This window comes from Luteimonas sp. 8-5 (assembly GCF_029763755.1).
GTDB lineage: Bacteria > Pseudomonadota > Gammaproteobacteria > Xanthomonadales > Xanthomonadaceae > Cognatiluteimonas.
Genome location: NZ_JARUVM010000051.1, coordinates 1 through 18020, shown reverse-complemented (window position 1 = coordinate 18020; position 18020 = coordinate 1). Strand labels below are relative to the sequence as shown.

Annotated in this window: 16 protein-coding genes and 1 tRNA gene; 8 read left to right on the top strand and 9 right to left on the bottom strand. The window is 65.2% G+C overall.

What is annotated here, in order from left to right; all coding sequences use genetic code 11:
- The 6 genes from QAA18_RS07100 to QAA18_RS07075 all read left to right on the top strand — a co-directional run bounded on the left by QAA18_RS07100 (position 1) and on the right by QAA18_RS07075 (position 3381).
- Positions 1-1134 (top strand): homoserine O-acetyltransferase, encoded by a 1134-nt coding sequence (locus QAA18_RS07100; protein ID WP_279412175.1) that lies wholly within the window; start codon positions 1-3, stop codon positions 1132-1134.
- 50 nt (positions 1135-1184) lie between these two features.
- Positions 1185-1790 carry a cysteine dioxygenase family protein gene (locus QAA18_RS07095; protein WP_279412174.1) on the top strand — a complete coding sequence of 202 codons (606 nt, stop codon included), beginning with the start codon at positions 1185-1187 and terminating at the stop codon, positions 1788-1790.
- A 172-nt stretch (positions 1791-1962) separates the two neighbouring features.
- Positions 1963-2415 (top strand): DUF2214 family protein, encoded by a 453-nt coding sequence (locus QAA18_RS07090; protein WP_279412173.1) that lies wholly within the window; start codon positions 1963-1965, stop codon positions 2413-2415.
- Between the two features lie 38 nt (positions 2416-2453).
- Positions 2454-2539: transfer RNA gene (locus QAA18_RS07085), tRNA-Leu, on the top strand.
- A gap of 215 nt (positions 2540-2754) precedes the next feature.
- Entirely contained in the window at positions 2755-2946 is a 192-nt protein-coding gene (locus QAA18_RS07080; RefSeq protein ID WP_279412172.1) for a type II toxin-antitoxin system HicA family toxin, read from the top strand.
- Entirely contained in the window at positions 2947-3381 is a 435-nt protein-coding gene (locus tag QAA18_RS07075; protein WP_279412171.1) for a type II toxin-antitoxin system HicB family antitoxin, read from the top strand.
- Between the two features lie 238 nt (positions 3382-3619).
- Here the strand turns inward: QAA18_RS07075 and QAA18_RS07070 are convergent, their stop codons facing one another.
- The 5 genes from QAA18_RS07070 to QAA18_RS07050 form a co-directional block, all read right to left on the bottom strand.
- A complete protein-coding gene (locus tag QAA18_RS07070) occupies positions 3620-3970 on the bottom strand; it encodes a hypothetical protein (protein ID WP_279412191.1) in 351 nt (116 codons plus the stop codon).
- Between the two features lie 86 nt (positions 3971-4056).
- Positions 4057-5133, bottom strand: a complete 1077-nt coding sequence (locus QAA18_RS07065) for a class III poly(R)-hydroxyalkanoic acid synthase subunit PhaC (RefSeq protein WP_279412170.1) — start codon at positions 5131-5133, stop codon at positions 4057-4059.
- The gene (locus QAA18_RS07060; protein WP_279412169.1) at positions 5130-5966 is read right to left on the bottom strand and encodes a poly(R)-hydroxyalkanoic acid synthase subunit PhaE; all 837 of its coding nucleotides are present in this window, start codon (positions 5964-5966) and stop codon (positions 5130-5132) included. Before QAA18_RS07060 ends, QAA18_RS07065 begins: the two co-directional genes overlap by 4 nt.
- A 58-nt stretch (positions 5967-6024) precedes the next feature.
- Positions 6025-6663, bottom strand: a complete 639-nt coding sequence (locus tag QAA18_RS07055; RefSeq protein ID WP_279412168.1) for a CDP-alcohol phosphatidyltransferase family protein — start codon at positions 6661-6663, stop codon at positions 6025-6027.
- A gap of 44 nt (positions 6664-6707) precedes the next feature.
- A complete protein-coding gene (locus tag QAA18_RS07050) occupies positions 6708-8552 on the bottom strand; it encodes a 3-hydroxybutyrate oligomer hydrolase family protein (RefSeq protein ID WP_279412166.1) in 1845 nt (614 codons plus the stop codon).
- Between the two features lie 106 nt (positions 8553-8658).
- Here QAA18_RS07050 and QAA18_RS07045 point away from each other — a divergent pair, with 106 nt between their 5' ends.
- The gene (locus QAA18_RS07045) at positions 8659-9423 is read left to right on the top strand and encodes a 3-hydroxybutyrate dehydrogenase (RefSeq protein WP_279412165.1); all 765 of its coding nucleotides are present in this window, start codon (positions 8659-8661) and stop codon (positions 9421-9423) included.
- Between the two features lie 29 nt (positions 9424-9452).
- On the top strand, positions 9453-10112 hold the full coding sequence (locus QAA18_RS07040) for a response regulator transcription factor (protein WP_279412163.1): 660 nt from the start codon (positions 9453-9455) through the stop codon (positions 10110-10112).
- 92 nt (positions 10113-10204) lie between these two features.
- Here the strand turns inward: QAA18_RS07040 and QAA18_RS07035 are convergent, their stop codons facing one another.
- From QAA18_RS07035 to QAA18_RS07020, 4 genes are all read right to left on the bottom strand, one after another.
- Positions 10205-10882, bottom strand: a complete 678-nt coding sequence (locus QAA18_RS07035; protein WP_279412161.1) for a hypothetical protein — start codon at positions 10880-10882, stop codon at positions 10205-10207.
- A gap of 119 nt (positions 10883-11001) precedes the next feature.
- Positions 11002-14655 (bottom strand): SIR2 family protein, encoded by a 3654-nt coding sequence (locus QAA18_RS07030; RefSeq protein ID WP_279412159.1) that lies wholly within the window; start codon positions 14653-14655, stop codon positions 11002-11004.
- A 140-nt stretch (positions 14656-14795) separates the two neighbouring features.
- Positions 14796-15827: a hypothetical protein gene (locus QAA18_RS07025; RefSeq protein ID WP_279412158.1), complete on the bottom strand. Its 1032-nt coding sequence runs from the start codon at positions 15825-15827 to the stop codon at positions 14796-14798.
- A 498-nt stretch (positions 15828-16325) separates the two neighbouring features.
- Positions 16326-18020: PAS-domain containing protein (locus QAA18_RS07020; protein ID WP_279412157.1), on the bottom strand; the 1695-nt coding region annotated here is incomplete at its 5' end.

Below are 18020 nucleotides of genomic sequence, written 5' to 3'. Positions count from 1 at the left end.
ATGACCGAATTCATCCCGCCCGGCACCCGCTACGTCGACCTGCCCTCGCCTTTCCCGATGAAGCGCGGCGGCGCACTGCACGGCGCGCGCCTGGCCTACGAGACCTGGGGCACCCTCGACGCCGCGCGCGGCAACGCCATCCTGATCCTGCCCGGGCTCTCGCCCGACGCGCACGCCGCCGCCAACGCCGCCGATCCCGCACCGGGCTGGTGGGAAGCCATGCTCGGCCCCGGCAAGCCCATCGACACCGACCGCTGGTTCGTCGTCTGCGTCAATCCGCTGGGCAGCTGCAAGGGCTCGACCGGGCCGGCTTCGATCGACCCAGCAACCGGACGCGAATACCGCCTCGGCTTCCCGGACCTGTCGATCGAGGACGGTGCCGACGCCGCGCATCACGTGGTCCGCGCGCTCGGCATCGAACGCCTGGCCTGCGTGATCGGCAACTCGATGGGCGGCATGGGCGCATTGGCCTACCTGCTGCGCCATCCCGGTGCGCGCGCGCACCTCAACATTTCCGGCGCCGCGCTCGCGCTGCCCTTCTCGATCGCGATCCGCTCGCTGCAGCGCGAAGCCATCCGCCTGGACCCGAACTGGAACGGCGGCGACTACGACGACGACAGCTATCCCGAATCGGGCATGCGCATGGCTCGCAAGCTCGGCGTCATCACCTATCGCTCGGCACTGGAATGGGATGGCCGTTTCGGCCGCGTGCGCCTGGACTCCGACCGCCGAGACGACGAGGATCCATTCGGCCTTGAATTCGAAGTGGAAAGCTACCTCGAAGGCCACGCCCGCCGCTTCGTGCGCAACTTCGACCCGAACAGCTACCTGTTCATGAGCCGCTCCATGGACTGGTTCGACCTGGCCGAATTCTGCGGCACTCCCCGCGGCGACCAGGGCGGCGACGTGCTCAGCGCCCTGGCCCGGATCCGGGTCGACAAGGCGCTGGCCATCGGCGTCGCCACCGACATCCTGGTCCCGCTGCAGCAGCAGGAGCAGATCGCCGAGGGCCTGCGCGCCGGCGGCGCCGACGCGGCCTTCCTGCCGCTGGAATCCCCCCAGGGCCACGACGCCTTCCTGGTCGATTTCGACCGCTTCGGCCCCGCCGTCCGCGGTTTCCTCGACCAGTTGTGACGTGGGAGCGGCGGAAGCCGCGATTCCCCCCATGGGCTAGAATCGCCCCCATGACCGATCCCTGCTGCCCCAGCGTCGACTTCCCCGGCCGCGAGAAGCTGGTCCGGGCGATCGACGCCGCCATCGCCAGCGGCGACCAGCACGCCGTCACCGCCGCCGTCCGCAACGCCCTGTGCCGGCTGATCAAGGATCGCGACGTGCGCCTGCCCGATTGCGTGCACGAGCCCATCGTCGACCACTACGCCCGGCGCGAGCTCTACCGCAGCCCGCAGCACGGCTACAGCGTGGTGGCGATGACCTGGGGGCCCGGCCAGGGCACCCCGCTGCATGACCATTCCGGCCTGTGGTGCGTGGAAGGCGTGTGGGACGGCGAACTGGAGATCACCCAGTACGAACTGCTCGAGCGCGACGGCGAACGCTTCCGCTTCCGCGCCGCCGGCGGCATCCACGCCGGTGCCGGCAGCGCCGGCAGCCTGATTCCGCCGCACGAGTACCACACCATCCGCAACGCCAGCGCCGATGCCGTCGCGGTGTCGCTGCACATCTACAAGGCCGAGATGGCCTGCTGCGCGAAGTTCCTGCCCGAGCGACCGGGCGCCGGCGACGAATGGTTCGTGCGCGAGGACGCCGCCCTCAAGACCGACGAAGCCGCTTGACCCGCCCCTGTAGGAGCGGCGGAAGCCGCGATAGCACCCAACCATCGAAAAGGATTTCGCCATGCCCGCCCGCAAAGTTGCCCTCCTGGCCGCTTTCATGTTCGTCTCCGGCGTGCTGCTGACCGTCGCCGCCTACGCCGTGACCCACTAGCGGCGCGGGCTGGAAGACCCGATGCTCACCGATCTCTTCCTCGCCATCGCCCACCACCTGCTGGTCTTCGCCCTCACCGCGATGCTGGTGGCCGAAGCCGTGCTCCTGCGCGGCCAACTCGACGCCAGCGTGCTCCGCCGCCTGGCCGGCCTCGACGCCGGCTACGGAGTCAGCGCGATGCTGCTGCTCGCGGTCGGCCTGTGCCGGGTGTTCTTCGGCGTCATGGACAAGGACTTCTACCTGCACAACCCGTGGTTCCACGCCAAGCTGGGCGTCTTCGTCCTGGTCGGGCTGATGTCGATCCTGCCGACCATGCGCTTCCTGCGCTGGCGCAAGGCCTTGCGTGCCGACCCCGCGTTCCTGCCCGCGCCGGCCGAACTCGGGCGCCTGCGCACGATCCTGCGCCTGGAACTGGTGCTGCTGGCGGCGATCTTCGCCCTGGCCGCGGCGATGGCCCGGCACGGCGGATTCTGAGCGGCGGGTTCTGAGCGCAGGCTATAATCCGCGTCCGCACCGGAGTGGCGGAACGGTAGACGCAGCGGACTCAAAATCCGCCGCCCTTAAAAGCGTGTGGGTTCGAGTCCCACCTCCGGTACCAGGGAATGCAAAAGGGCTGGACCAATGGTCCGGCCCTTTCTGCTTCTGTTTCCACCGCCCTTGTAGTTTTAAACATAAATGTTTAATGTTGCATTGACTGTCCGTACAAGAGCAACCCGCGTGACAGTTGGTCGACAACGCAGGATGACCGCTTCAAAAACCTTAGCTTGGGAGGTCCTCGAATGTCCCTGAAAAGACACAAGGACCCTTGGCTAGATGAAACAGAGCGAGTTCAAGCGCTGGCTGTCCCGGCATGGCGCGTCATTCAGGCAAGGCAAGCGGCATCTCAAGGTGTATGTCGGCACCAGGCAATGCGTCATGCCACGGCATCCGAGCCATGAGATCTCCGAAAAGCTGAGAAGAGAGATTCTCAAGCAACTCGGATTCGACGACAGGAGCATCGGTTAAATGCTTATCTATCCAGTAGTCCTTGAGCGCGATGGTGCCGGCTACTTCGCGCGTTTTCCGGACATCCCTGAGGCAATCACGTCGGGCGCGAGCCGGGCAGATGCGCTTGAAATGGCACGCGACGCGCTTGAAACCGCCATGGAGTTCTATTTCGAGGACCGGCGGCAAGTACCCATGCCTTCGAAGGCCAAACCCGGGCAGAATTCGATTGAGTTGCCTGCGTCGCTGAGCGCCAAGGTCCTGCTGCTCAACGAAATGATCAGCCAGGGCGTATCTCCTTCCGAGTTGGCGCGACGCCTGGAAATCAGTCCGCAAAGCGTGCAGCGCATCATCAATATCGATCACGCGACAAAAATCGACACGATTGCCGAAGCATTCCAGGTATTGGGAAGGCGTCTGGACTTCAGGGTGAAGCGCTTCGCACACGCCCCCTGAGTCTTGCCGAAAAAGTGAAGGCCCAGTCTCCCGGGTTTGACCCCGGTCGGCTGAGCCTTCGATGTCGAAGCTGTTGCACCCGCCTCGGAAACACTCCGGTTCACCGTTTCCGGTTCCCCTTCGGTCGCCGCGCAGGCTGCTTTTTCTTCGACACCTGCAGGCTAACGCAGCGCGTGTTAGACGAATGTAAAACGCACCTGCCGTTCGTCGGTTGTGCAGTGCCGGCTGTTGCAGTGCACTATCGCGACCACGGCCACCAGCCCCGGCCGCTCTTCGCATAACGATCCGCCGCGCGTTCGAAGCGATTACGCCCGCTCACGCCGCCGCACAGCAGGTACAGTGGCAGGAACAGCGGCCCGAGCGCCATGTACTGCAGCACGTGCGCGCGCTCGTGGTCGGCCAGGACGATCGGCGGCTCTTCGGCTTCACCGGCGGAATGGGCATAGGTCCAGCACGGCGACGCGAGTTCCTCGCCCGTGTACAGGATCACGTTGCCCAGGGTGATCGCACCGCCCGGCCCCCACGGCACCCGGCTGAACACGAAGGCCAGCTCGCGCGCCCGCCAGTGCACGCTCGCGCCGAAGGCCATCGCCACGACGCCGGCCAGCAGCCCGGCCACGGTATTGGGCACGGTCCACGCCGCGCCGAGCACGCACCACAGGCGCGCGGCCGTCGTCAGCCGCGCGGCCCCCGCTTGGCCAGCCAGTCGTGGATGGTCTGCGGCACTTCCTTCTGCGCGCGGCCCGACACGTAGATGCCGATGTGGCCGCCGCGGAACGACAGTTCGGTGTAGTCCTTGCTGCCGACCAGGCCCTTCAGCGCGCGCGAGGCGTCCGGCGGCACCAGGTGGTCCTGCTCGGCATAGATGTTGAGCACCGGCATCTCGACCAGGCCCAGGTGCACCTCGCGCCCGCCGATGTCGATGCCGCCGTTGACGAAGCCGTTGCCCTGGTAGAACTGCTTGAGGAACTGGCGGAAGGCCTCGCCGGCCTGGTCGGGCGAATCGAAGATCCACTTCTCCATGCGCAGGAAGTCCTCGACCGCCTTCGGGTCGTCGAGGATGTCGACCAGGCCCACGTACTTCTGCAGGTTCAGCCGGAACGGCTTGAGCATCAGGTAGCACCAGTTCATCAGGTCCGCCGGCACGTTGCCCAGCGTGTCGACGAACAGGTCCACGTCCATCTCCTGCACCCAGTTGGACAGCATGTTGTCCGGGGTGTGGAAGTCGACCGGCGTGACCATGGTGATCAGGTTGCGCACCTTGTCCGGGTGCAGCGCGGCGTAGCACAGCGAGAACGCGCCGCCCTGGCAGATGCCGAGCAGGTTGATCGCATCGAGCTTGTGCGCGCGGCGCAGGTGGTCGACCGCGCCGCCGAGGAAGCGCTCGATGCAGTCCTCGAGTTCGAGGAAACGGTCCGAGCGATCCGGGTAGCCCCAGTCGATGATGTAGACGTCCTCGCCGCGTTCCAGCAGCCCCTTGACGATGGAACGGTCGGCCTGCAGGTCGACCATGTAGGGACGGTTGACCAGGGCATAGCTGATCAGCAGCGGCACCTTCGCCGTGGGCTTGCCTTCGCCGCGGAAGCGGTACAGCACGACCTTGCCGTCGCGCCACACTTCCTCGCGCTCGGTGGCGCCGTAGTGCACGTCGTCGACCTGGCGCAGCGTGCCCAGCGCAGAACCGAGCTTGCCCTGCAGCTTGACGACCTCTTCAGCCAGCCCCTGCGGCGTAATCGCAAGCGGCCCGCTCATCGCTTCGCCCCCTTCTTCGCCACCGGCTTCTTCTTCGCCGGCGCCTGCTTCTTCGCCGGCCCCCGGTCCCCGGCCCCTGGTCCCCGCTTCTTCGCCGGTCCCTGGTCCCCGGTCCCCGGTCCCCGCTGCAACCTCCGCAACGCGCGTTCGAGTTCGGCAATCTTCCGATGCGCCGCATCCACCTCGGTGCGCGTCGGCATGCCCAGTTGCGCCGCGGCCTGTTCCACCTGACCCTGCACTGCCTGGCGCAGCTTCATCTGCGCATTGACCATGGCCCCGTACGACTTGCGGAACTCCGGCGACAGCGCGACTTCGGCGTAGGCCTCCTCGGCCGCGTCGATCCACAGGTCGAACAAGGCACGCGCCGATTCGAGCTGCTTGCCCGGTTCGCCACTCGCCTCGAGCTTGCGCTGGAACCGCACGTGCGCGTCCTGCATCGCCTTGAGCATCAGCAGGTTGTGCTCGGCCTCGCGCTGCTGCGCCTCGAGCTGTGCCTGCATCAGCGCCTGCAGCCGCTCCTGGTGCTCGCGGCCCAGGCCGAAGGCGGGCAGGCCCAGCCAGGCGCTGCCTTCGCGGCGCGCGGCGTCCAGCCAGGGGGCGATCGCCTCGGTCCAGGCATCCGTGCCCTGCATGCCCTGCCCGCGCATCGCGCGCAGGGTGTCAGCGAACGGATTGCCTCCCGCTGCGCCGAGGCCTGCGCCCGGGATGCCGGCGGCCATCGCCCGCTGCCAGGCGGCCGCGATGTCGGCCGGCGCGGCGTTGCCGCCCGCGTATTGCGCGGCAAGCTGCTGCATCTGCGCGAACAGGTCGAAACCGGGGTAGCTGGCTGGCATTGGATCCCTCCTGGTGACGGGAGAATCCTACCAGCGACCCGCTTCCAGGGCCCGCCGTCTACGGCTTGGGGATGTGCAGGGTCTTGCTGATCATCAGCGAGCCGGAGAGCGCGTAGACCAGCACCAGCGGATGCAGCAACCACGGGCCGAGGCGGACCTGGCCGAACCACAGGTCGGCGCCCAGGTGGCCGGTGAACGCCGCGGCCGCCAGCAGGCCCACGATCACCACGCTGGTCGGGATCGGCGTGCCCTCGAAGTACTTCACCTTGCCCTCGTCCCCGGAGAGCGACTCGGCGGTGACGTTGTAGCGCGCCAGCCGGCTCACGCCGCAGCCGACGAAGTACGACAGCACCACCCAGTCCCAGCCGCCGTCCAGGCCGCAGGCATAGCCCAGCGCCGCCGGCGCCACGCCGAAGGAGATCACGTCGGCCAGCGAGTCCAGCTCGCGGCCCAGGGTCGAGGCGACCTTGCGCCAGCGCGCGATGCGCCCATCGAACGCGTCGAGCACGAAGGCCAGCGGGATCAGGGCCATGCCCCAGAGCAGGTCGTCGACCCGGCCTTCCTGCAGGAAGCGCATGGCGGCGAAGATCGCGCCAGTGCCGCAGAACGCATTGCCCAGCGTGAACCAGTCGGCGAGGTGGAACTCGCGCAACATGGAGAAGTGGCGCTTGCGCGGGGGCGGGTTGCCGTCGGTCATCGACGACAGGGTGCCAAATGCCGCGTGAAGGCGCTACTGCACGGTCAGCGCGGACTCCCCAGGCTCTCGGCCGTCAGCGCACCGGCGCCGCGCGGCGCGGTGTCGACCACCGCGTCCACCGGCAGCGCTGCCTTGCCGTCGAGGAAGGCGTCGACGCGATCCAGCGCCGCATAGACGTAGGGCAGCATCGGCACGTAACGCGCCGCGTAGTCCGGGAAGCCGAGGAAGGCGTCGAAATGCTCGGCGTTGCGCACCTGCCAGTAGCGCACCTCGCGGCCGGCGGCCTGGGCGGCGGCGACATACGGTGCGCTGCTGAAGGCCGGCGGCACCAGGCCGTCGTCGAGGCCGTGGACCACGATCACCGGCAGGCCGGTGCGCGGCAGCGCGGCATGGGTTTCGGCGATGCCGGCACGCACGCGGTCGGCGTCGGCACCCTGCCCGTCCCACAACGCACGCAGGCACTGCAGGCCGGCGATGGTGAAGTCCGGCGGCGCCATCTTGGTGTCGATCAGGTTCACGCCGTTGCCCGGCGGAATGCCGGCGCTGTCCGACCACCAGGCAGCGCGTTCCTCCGGCGTGGCCGGGCGCAGGCTGAAATCCGGGTTCTGCGCGGCGAACGCATAGCCGCAGGGATGCTCGCCGACGCCGTAGCGGCCATAGGCCGAGGCGTAGGTCACGGCAACCGAGCGCCACAGGTCGAAGCCGCTGGAGGCCGCGCCCGAGCGCATGGCCTCGTCGGTCCAGCCGGTCGCGCGCATGGCGTCATAGGCGGACTTGGCCTGTTCGGCAACGGTCTCGCCGGACACCAGGCCCAGCGACTTCAGCGTCGCGCAACGCAGCGTCCACCACGGATCGACGGTGGCGCGCATCGGCGGCTGCGCCATCGACGCCGGATCCAGGTGCATCAACGCGCAGGGCTGCAGCAATGCCGCTTCGGTGGCGAAGTCGTAGAGCGCGCGGCTGCCAGGCGCGTCGATGTAGATGTTCGGCTCGCCTGCGACCACTGCATCGAGCCAGCCGCCCTCGATTTCGGCGGCGCGGAGCACCGCACCGCCGCCGTTGGAAATGCCGACCGCGATGACGCGGGTGTTGTCGAAGGTGAACGGCGCGGCGTCCGGCAGCGCCTCGTCCAGCACCTGCAGCGCGTACTGCGCGGCCTGCTGCACGTGGCGGCCCCAGTCGGCTTCCGGATTGTCCTGCGAATGCGCGTGGCGGAAGGCGACGCCCTTCGCGCCTTCGGGCGCGTCCGGTGCGAACGCCAGGCCGCCGTCGGCGGCCGTGCCACTGGTGCCGTCGACCCGCACGCCGATGCCGGCGTCCAGGTCGAAGAAATCGCTGCCCGCGCCCTTGTCGGTGTAGGCCACCGCGCAGCCCCTGGGTAGGCCCCAGGCGCCGGCGATCGAGATCGCGCCGTACACGCCGCGCGAGCCCGAGGCCGGTGCGACCACGACGCAGCGCTTCGCGTGGCCGAAGTCGTCGGGTACCTGGATCAAGACCCGGTGCGGATGAGACGCACCGGGGACGGTGGCCAGCGCCGAGAACTCGCGTCCCGGCACTGCCCCGGCATGGCCGTACAAGTCGCCGTAGCCCCCGGCCGGCGACAGGTCGGCAATGCCCCGCCAATTGGCCCAGATCGCCCGTCGCCGCGCCTCGGCGGCGGTCGGCTGCGCTGGATCCGTGAAGGCCGGCGCCACCATGGCCTGCAACCCTGCCAGACCCAGGCCCGCGGTCAGCAGGTCGTCGCCGTCGCGGTGCTCGGTGACGATCTGGCCGCTGACGTTCAAGGCAGGTGCACTGCTGGCAGGCGACATGGCGGTTCCAGGGCTCGTGGCGCAGGCCGCGAGCGACAGGGCGAAGGCGGCAAGCGCCGCAGGACGGATGGCATTCATGCCCACACCCTAGCAAGCACGCGCGCGACAGGCATCGTACTTTGGTCCGACCTCCCCCGTGCCGGCCCCCTGCTAGGCTAGCGATTCCCCCATCCGCGAGGCGCCCATGGCCACCCGCTGCATCCTGATCACCGGCGCCGGCAGCGGCATCGGCGCCGGCATCGCCACCGAACTGGCCGCGGCCGGCCACCACCTGGTCGTCACCGACGTCAACCGCGAGGCCGCCGACGCGGTCGCCGCAGGCATCCGCGCCGCGGGCGGCTCGGCCGAAGCCCTGGTCCTGGACGTCACCTCCGACGACAGCGTCGCCGCCGCCCTGGCCGCGGTCTCGCGCCCGGTCGACGTGCTGGTCAACAACGCCGGCCTGCAGCACGTCGCCGCGCTGGAAGAGTTCCCCATCGCCAAGTGGGACTTCCTGGTGCAGGTGATGCTGGTCGGCGTCGCCCGCCTCACCCGCGCCGTGCTCCCGGGCATGCGCGAGCGCGGCTTCGGCCGCATCGTCAACATCGGCTCGATCCACTCGCTGGTCGCCAGCCCGTACAAGAGCGCCTACGTCGCCGCCAAGCACGGCCTGGTCGGCTTCTCCAAGGTGATCGCGCTGGAAACCGCCGACACCGACATCACCATCAACACCCTCTGCCCCACTTACGTCAAAACCCCGCTGGTCGACAAGCAGATCGCCGACCAGGCCCGCACCCGCGGCATCCCCGAATCGCAGGTGGTCAGCGACGTCATGCTCAAGCCCATGCCCAAGGGCGTGTTCATCGAGTACGACGAACTGGCCGGCACCACCGCTTTCCTGATGTCGCATGCCGCGCGCAACATCACCGGCCACACCATCGAGATCGACGGCGGCTGGACCGTGCAGTAGGACGGCAGCGCCGCCATGCCCTCGCTACCATGCCTTCACTGTTAATCGCCGACGACCATCCGCTGTTCCGTGCCGCGTTGCGCGGGGCTGCGGCGGATGCTGTCGACGACTTGCAGGTGTTCGAAGCCGATTCGCTGGAGAGCGTGCTTGCTGCTTTGGAAACGGAACCAGGGATAGACCTGGTGCTGCTGGATTTGCATATGCCGGGGAACCACGGGCTTGCCGGGTTGGCTGCGATTCGGGCGCAGCACCCTGGTGTTGCAGTAGTGGTGGTTTCAGCGAATGACGACCCGCGAGTGATCCGGCGGGCGTTGGATCATGGGGCTGCGGGGTACTTGCCCAAGAGCACTGGGCTGGAAGACCTGCGTGAGGCGATTCGTGCGGTGCTGGGGCTACAGCAGTGGTTGCCCCCGGCCCTGCGCAAGGCCGTGGACAGTGCCACCTCGCTGCCGGGGGATGCTGCCCTCGCCGCCCGACTGGCCAGCTTGTCGCCGCAGCAGTTCCGGGTGCTGGCGTTGGTGGCCGAGGGGCTGCTCAACAAGCAGATCGCCGACCGGCTTGGGGTGCAGGAGCGGACGGTGAAGGCGCACCTGACGGCGATCTTCGAGCGGCTAGAAGTGCGGAACCGCACCCAGGCCAGCGTGGTGTTGCGGGAATTGGAGTTAAGTGATCCGGCCAAGCAGATATAGCTGAAATCGGCGAACGTCCGAAAACGGCCAGAAGCGGACATGCTCGCACTTAGACGTAAAGCCAGGCGCAAGGGGAGTGCTACTAGCCACACTCACTCGGGGCGCTTCAATCTGGAGGGCGCAGCCCTCAAAGCAATAACGGTCTCGATGTCCACTTCTAGGCGTTCCTCAGTAGCAAGCCCCTGGACCTGCATGCTTGCAAACCGACTGCGCAGCAACTCCGCCGCTATCTCCTGCCGCCTTGAGTCTTCATGTGCCCGAACGAGGTCGCGAACCTGAGCGAAATGGGGGTCGAGCCGCCTCGCAACATCCTGCCCCAACGCCACAACCCGCCGGCCAGCAAAATGTAGACCCATATCAAGCGTCGACCGAGGCGGAGATGGGGGAAGATAGATTCCGATTGATTTTGTTTCTCCCAACCCATCGTCATGCGCAATCATCCAGTCCCTGCACCGCTTCACATACTCATGGACGTCTAGCACTTCGTCCTTCAAGAGTTTCTTCAGAAGCTGATCCGGCTTGAAAATTGTTCGTGCATTGTTTCGCCCGAATGGCTTCGCGTACATGATGACAGCCGCGGTGCAAAGACTCTCTTCGAGCAATGGATGAACTGCGTCGAGGTCGTCTTGGGCGCAGGCTTCAATTAACTGATGAGCCTTCTCCAAATCCCGGCGGGCGTACCCAATCTCCGCCAGCTCCCGAATCCGAAGATCATCAACGCGGTAGATCGCCCCCGTCCGAATGGTGTAGTTTCCATCGTCGTCATACACGGGCCGGGGAAAGGTCTGGTCCTCGTGCGCCACATCAAACCTCCTTCGTCTTCATGGCCCAACGGCTGGCACGCCGGTTCTCGGCCAGAAGCGGCCACCCATCGCCCTGTTAGCACTCCCTAAGCATTCAACTGGCGCCGAAGTCCATAGAGTCGAATATAAGCGGGATCATTCGCGACCTCTGCATCCAATCCAACGCAATCGTCGAGAAACGTTGCGAGGTCGTTCGGCACAGGAAATGCTTCTGGGTCTATTAGCGCGTTCGCAAGCTTCAAGAAAGCTCGTGGATAGGCCTCGAACAGGCCTTGGTGATGGAGCTCAAGTCTCAGCCCGTGGGAAAGCCCATAGAGCTGATAGGGAACGATGAGATCGAGAATCGCATCTACCGCATCAGGCAACGCATCGCCGCATTCCAACGCCATGAAGACGAGCTTCTCCGATGCTCCCTTGCCTCTGGCGCTTGCATCCAGTGGCCAGACATCCAGCAACACTGGCCTTACGAGGTTCTGCCAATGCGCAGCCTTGTCGAGGACTTTTTCATCGCCCATCATCCGCCAAAGCCGCCACGCCACATTCTGACGCACACGACTGGGCGCGATAGCCAGTGCCCGCTTCACGTCGGCATTGGATAGAACGTACTCGCGACGCTCGCCCTTGCGATGCCAGATGGCGACATCTAACAGCTTCGAGAATATCCCTTCGAGATGCTGCTCGGGCACGCGCTTCTCTTCAAACGTCTGCAGCAAGGCAGGCTTTAGTGCATTGAAAAGACGTGCTTTCCCGATGCGCCCATGCGCATAAGCACGCCACAGCGCCCCTGCCTCTGGATGGTTCCAATCCAGACGGGGCACTAGATGCGTGCCAGTCCACTCGGGCGCGATCGCATCCATGAAAGCGAGGTCTCGCGCGACATATACCCGCCCTAGGAATCCGGCCCGACCTTCGGCCGTCGCCAGCCGCGAGAATCTTGGGCCGAGCGTGTCGCCCAACCCGCTGTCATTGGCAGGCTTTGTAGCTGTCAGTGCGCCCAACAATGCAGAAGCCAGATCGCCACCGGGCCGGTTCAACGCCTGACCGACTACATCGCCGCCATAGCTGGCATCTGCCTCTTCGCCTTCTCGAGCTTCATAGGCCAGATTGGCTAGGCAGTCCCACACCGGAAGGAAGGGCGCCTCACCCGGTTCTGGTGCTTGGGCGAGCGCCTCACGTTGCCGAGCCATCCAGGAAGTGGCTGCATGGAGAATCTCGCCCATAACTGGCGCTGGCATCGCCAGGATCAGCCCAGCAACGTCATGCTGGAAGGCGGTATCTCCTTTTTCGGCTGCTGCCCACAACAAATGCCTCCAGGCGCCAGGGTCCCAGCGCCCCGCATCGCTTTCATGCTTCAATCCTCGCAACGCCCGCTCGGGATCAGCGCTGCAGAACACGCGCCAAAGATCGCCTTCGTCGAAGTGCTGCTCCTGCTGCAGGCGAAGCGCCTCCTGCACCAGTCGATCATCTTCGACTCCGGCAAGCAGTTCGGGATGCCCATCGGGACCGACCCGTTCCGTATGCCACGTGGAAAAGTCGTCTTGGTCTTCAGGCCCCGCCGTCCATCGCGGATGACGCGCACTGATCTCAGCCAATAGGGCCTGGGATTCTTTGGACACGGCGCCACCTGCAGCTACGATCCGGTGGATTCTTCGATAGATCGAGTCGTCGACGATTGACGTCCAGCGCTCGGCGTCGGCTACGGCCTCTTCGGTGAAGAGTGCTGCGGGTACTCCCGCACGCAGCCGATCTTCCACAGCTGTGCGCTCCTGCACATCGAACTGGGACCATCGCGCCACTAGAAGCCGCATGATCTCCACCTGGGCGTCGTCATCCCAGAAGTCATCGTCGTTCAACCCGAGTACGATCTGCGCAGCTTCGTTCGCTGGCCAGCTTTCATCTGCAAGCGCAAAGAGGTAAAGCCGCCGGAGCAGCACAAAGGGTGATTCCACCCAATGGCGGATCAGCTGCCTCGCGCCGGCGGCATCATGCTTGGCGATGCGCTCCCACAGATCGGCCAATCCACGCACGATGGGCCGGAATCCCCCGCGATGGCGGTTCTGGGCGTGCTTCGCGACAGAGGGTACGTTCCGACTGGGCGCATCCCAATCGCCGGTCTTTCCTAGGTCAGATGCCAGTTCCAAGGCGTTGATGAGTGATCGGTTTAGCGTCCTGAAGAGCGCCAGCGAGTCTTCAACCGTGTCCGGCCAAGCCTTCAGGATTTCCGACGGCGGCGGATGGTCGGCAGGCTCCATGTCGACGGTGATCAACTTGTACAAGGCCTCCGCGGCCGGCTCGTCTTCGTCTGGCCACCACAGAGGTTTGCCGATCTTGACCCGCGGGGTCAGGATGTCGGCGACCAGATCCCGTGCCTGAAAGCCTGTCTGCCCGTTATGAATCAAGGGCAGCCAGTCGTACCAGCCGCCATCGAACCAGGAACTGGTTCTGGGCGTCGACTGGCCCAACATCAGGCGCCATGCCTGCTTCCTGATGTCGGTCAGCTCATCGTCGGCCCCATCCAGCGCGAGCTTGACGCGCCAGCGCGTTTGTTCGTCGAACGGCAAGAGACCTGCGCAAGCGCGGATCATCTCCGGATCGTTGATACGACCCGCGATCCATACATCCGGCAGCGGATGCTTGAGCACTCCGCGTTCTGCCAGGATCGGCAGCCAGGCGGCATCTGGGGACAGCTCACCCAGCAGTTGGCTCGCATCCCCCCGGTCAAGCAACGCTGTGCAGCGCGCTATTGCTTCTTCGGACGACGGGTGCGGATGCTCTTCGAGCAATCCTAGCAACTGTTCGCGCCGCCACGCCGTGGGGTCGTCCTGGTAGCCCTTCCACTCGCGCAAGGTGGCATACAGGGGGGAATGATCGTTGTTGTCGAGGCGGTACAGGATTGGCTCGACGCCCTTCGCCCGCCACAGTGCTTCGTTGATCTCACCGTCGGCGGCGGAGTATTCGCCGAACGCATAGACCTTTCTCAGGTCCGGATAGAGCTCCCGGTCCGCTTCGAGCGCCTCAAGAAGGTAGCGCATAGGCGGATCGTCAGCTTGGTAGCCCACCAGAACGAGTGTATGCGTGCGCGCCAGATCGTAGATGTACCTGGATGCCCAACCGGAACGGAGATAGGCATCACCAAACTCGGCGCTAGTGAGGACTAGGTCGGTTTCAATGGTTTGAACCAAGGCATCGGCCAGCCGCCCATGCAGATGAAGTACGCCCGAGAACCCCGATGTCATTGGCCGCGGGAGCGCCATGCTCGCATGGCTAGCAACCCGATTGCCGTGCTCTCTCAGCCACGCACGTTCGAAGAGCGTATCGAAGTTCGTGGTGAGCAGGCGCGATATGCCTTGGTTGTCGCGCGAAAGCGTCAGCAGGGCAAGATGATTGGACAGATCTGCCTCTTCTGGAGGCGCCAGCTCGTCCCGCACCGCAATGCGGATACGTGCCTTCATGTTGCGGTTGGGCGGCGATTCGGAGGCCGCCAGACGCCGCTCCAGGCATCGCAGAACCCTGTCGTACTGGCCAAAGAGTTTTCCGCCCTCCACCATGCCCTCCCGCTCGGCGGGGTGGTGCATCCAACTCTCCTCTAGGCGACCGTAGACCTGCTCAACGAGCTTACGGAAAAGTGGAAGGCCCGCGGTACGGGACACGCCTGCTCCGCAGACAAAGAGCGTTTCGCCTCTCTCTTGGGCGGCGATTAGCTCGCTTGGAATGTCGGGGCCGGCGTCAACGAAACGCATATGCGTGGTACTCCTTATCGCCTACTTGGCGAATACGTCCTGAGCCTGCGCTGCGAGAAGAGGGTCCGGCGTGTATATGGGCTTCACGTCAACGCGCCCCCAGCCCATGTTCAACCATGATCTGCATCCGGGCTCAGCCGTCAGAATATCCAAGAGAGCGGAAAAGGTTGCTTGTGCCGGCAATGAGCACACCGAAACGACTCCGTTAGTAAAAGACGCATGGCGTTGTACTCCGTAACCTTTAGAGGCGCCGAGCAACCAGGACACTTTATATGGGGCGAGAGCGCTTCCCCCATGGCTTCCGCCAAAGCAGCCTTGCCACCTTCCTGGCGCAGGAATCGGTACGCATTAACGGTGCGAAACACGAAGGCCTCTCTAGCGCCCGGCCTGGGAGGTTGGATCCGTTCGTACAGGGCCAAGATCACGTGCGCCAGATACAGGAGCACCGTCGGTAACGTCAGGTAGAGTGCCTCGTAGATGTCATCTTCGCCTGGATCCTTGAAAATGAAGTTGAAGTTCTCCGGCGACGTCTTGATCTCGACGCGCTCTACCGTGATCAGGTGGACCGCATGCTGGAACAGCCCGTAAAGCCCGTCTGGGTTTCCGACATCGTAGATGATGGAGATGAGATCTTCAGTCGTAACGATGCCCGCCAGTTCGGTCTTCGCGATCGCCGATGCAAGGGTCTCTTTGCGGCGGTTGCCGAGCACCTTCTGAGTGAGCTTGGCGGGGTCTCCTGCAGTAAATGCCGAGTAGAAGCCATCCTCGTCGCCCACCATCCAGGAGAAGTACATCAGGCTGTCTAGTAATGGCTTTCGGAGCAGGTTGAGCCCCGGTATGAACTTGCGCTTCTCGAAGCACCTCAACGACTCGTAGATGTGATGCGCGCAATCCGACACCATCGCCATCGTGATGTGATTCAGCACGACGCGCCTGGCCTCTGAATGCAGCCCAAGTTCACGCATGGCCGTCAAGGCATCGTGCTTCTTCGCGAGATCCTCGAATCTACTGGCCTGTGATTTACTCGCGAACGTGAAAGAAATCGTAGGCGCATTCGCTGCCTCGTACTCGACCAGCATCCGAGCGAATTCGTCATGCAGGAAGAAGCAGTATTCGTGCGCAAGGCGCAGATTTTTTGGAATCCACTGAAGGCGATTCGCGGGGATGAGCATTCTCACGATCCATCCTTCCTTGCCGGGCACTCAGCTCTGTTCACGATTGCACACTCGCAGCAGCACGTCCGCCGGATCACACGTCAAATCCTCAGGCGCGTCTGACAGCAGGAAGACCGGTGTGTCATCGAAGCGATGGCCTGGCGAAAAGGCGGCGCCGCGGATCTTTCATTAGTTCTGGAATTCATCGCGGCGCTTCAGCCAACTCTCCATGCCCCTTGCGCGCGCGTCGCCGAGATGCGGATGTAGTGGTTCATCTTCACGCTGAAGACCCATAGCGCGCCCTTGTGCCGGTCATTCATAAGCTTTAGGCCCATCCGCCTACGCCCGATATCCGTCCCATAATCGCATTCAGCAGGCACCCCTTTCCCCAAGGTGCCTTAAGAGAATCTCTGCTGTTGAGACTCTCCGGAAGGCTGGGCTACTCAGCGTTTGAGAACACTGAGTTCGCCAACCTTTCGTCGCCATCCAAAAGTCCGCTTTGGGTCGAAAGCAGCCCTACCCCATCCCCCTAGCTACCAACAACCGATCCAGCACCGACTTAAGTGCTAAAGGCTTCAACGGCTTCATCAGCAAAGGCAGGCCAGCCTCGTGCACGGCGGCCCGGACTTCGGCCCCGGCATCGGCACTGAGGATCACTACCGGCCGCGCCCCGAACTCTTCGGCCAGCCGGGCATGGACCTGCACACCGGTGTCGCCATCGTCGAGGTGGTAATCGAACAGCCATAGGTCGGCTGGCATGGTCAGCAAATGCAAGCGAGCGCCCTCGCCGTCGCCGGCAGCCATGACGATGCAGCCCATCCCTTCGAGCAGCTGGCGCAAGGCTGCGCGAGCGACAAGTTCGTTGTCCAGCACGAGCACGCGCGTTCCGGCCAGACCCTGGCGTGGCAAGGCGACGGTGGCGGGCCCTGCCTGCGTAGCCGCCCGCGGCACCGTCAGCGAGAACACAGTGCCGGTGCCCGGGCGACTATCCAGCCCGATGGGTGCTCCCAGCAGCCGCGCCATACGATCGGCAATGGCCAGTCCGAGGCCCAACCCCTGCCCCGCCGCCCCCTCACCGCGTCGAAACTCCTCGAACAGCGACGCCTGTACCTGCGGGTCGATGCCGGGACCGGTGTCGTGTACTTCGATTCGCACGGCACCGTCCACACGGCGCACGCCCAGCAGCACGCGGCCACTGGCGGTATAGCGCACGGCGTTCGCCAGGAAGTTCTGCAGCACCCGCCGCAGCAGCTGCGGGTCGCTGTGTACCCACACGCGGGTCGGCACGCAGTCAAACGTCAGCCCTCTTTCGGCGGCCAGCACGCGGAACTCGGAGGCTAGCGGCTCTAGAACCTCGGCCAAGGGGAAATCGCGCAGCTGCGGATCCAGTCCGCCCGCTTCCAGGCGCGACAAATCCAGCAGATCGGTCAGCAAGCCGGTCGTCGAGTCCAGCGCACCACGCACCTGCCGCACGGACTCTCGCGCGCGCTCCGTCACCTGCCCAGCCAAGGCATCGGTGAACAGATGCGCCGCATGCAGCGGCTGCAACATGTCGTGGCCGATCGCGGCGAGAAACCGACCCTTGGCATCGTTTGCCCGCTCGGCTTCGCGGCGCGCGGCTTCCGCGGCGGCGGTGCGCTCCTCCACCCGCTCCTCAAGCGTCTCCTTGGCCTGCAACAGCCCGGCTTCGGCTGTTCGGAACGCGGTGACGTCGGTGAAGGTCGCGACGAAACCACCGCCGGGCATCGGATTGCCACGGACCTCGACAATGCTGCCGTCAGGGAATACGCGTTCGGTCAGGTGCGCGGTGCCAGCGCGCATGTGCGCAAGCCTGCGCTGCAGGGCCTGCTCGATGTCGCCCTGCGGCGGCATCCGCTGCAATGCGTGCCGGGCCAGGTCGGCGATCGGCATGCCGACCTTCAGCAGGGCTTCGGGGTAACCGAACAGTTCGGCGTAACGGCGGTTCCAGGCCACCAGGCGCAGCTGCGCGTCGACCACGCTGATGCCCTGGCTCATGTTCTCCAGCGCGGCTTCGAGCACGCGCTGGTTGAAGCGCAGGTCGCGCGAGGCCTCGCCGACGATGGCGGCCACGGTGTCCAGGTGCCCGGCTTCACGGCGCGCGGCGTCCAGCAGCACCCGCGCCGAGGCCGAGCCGAGCACCGCTGCCAGTTCGCGTTCGATCCGCGCTTCGACCTGCACCGCCACCGGGCC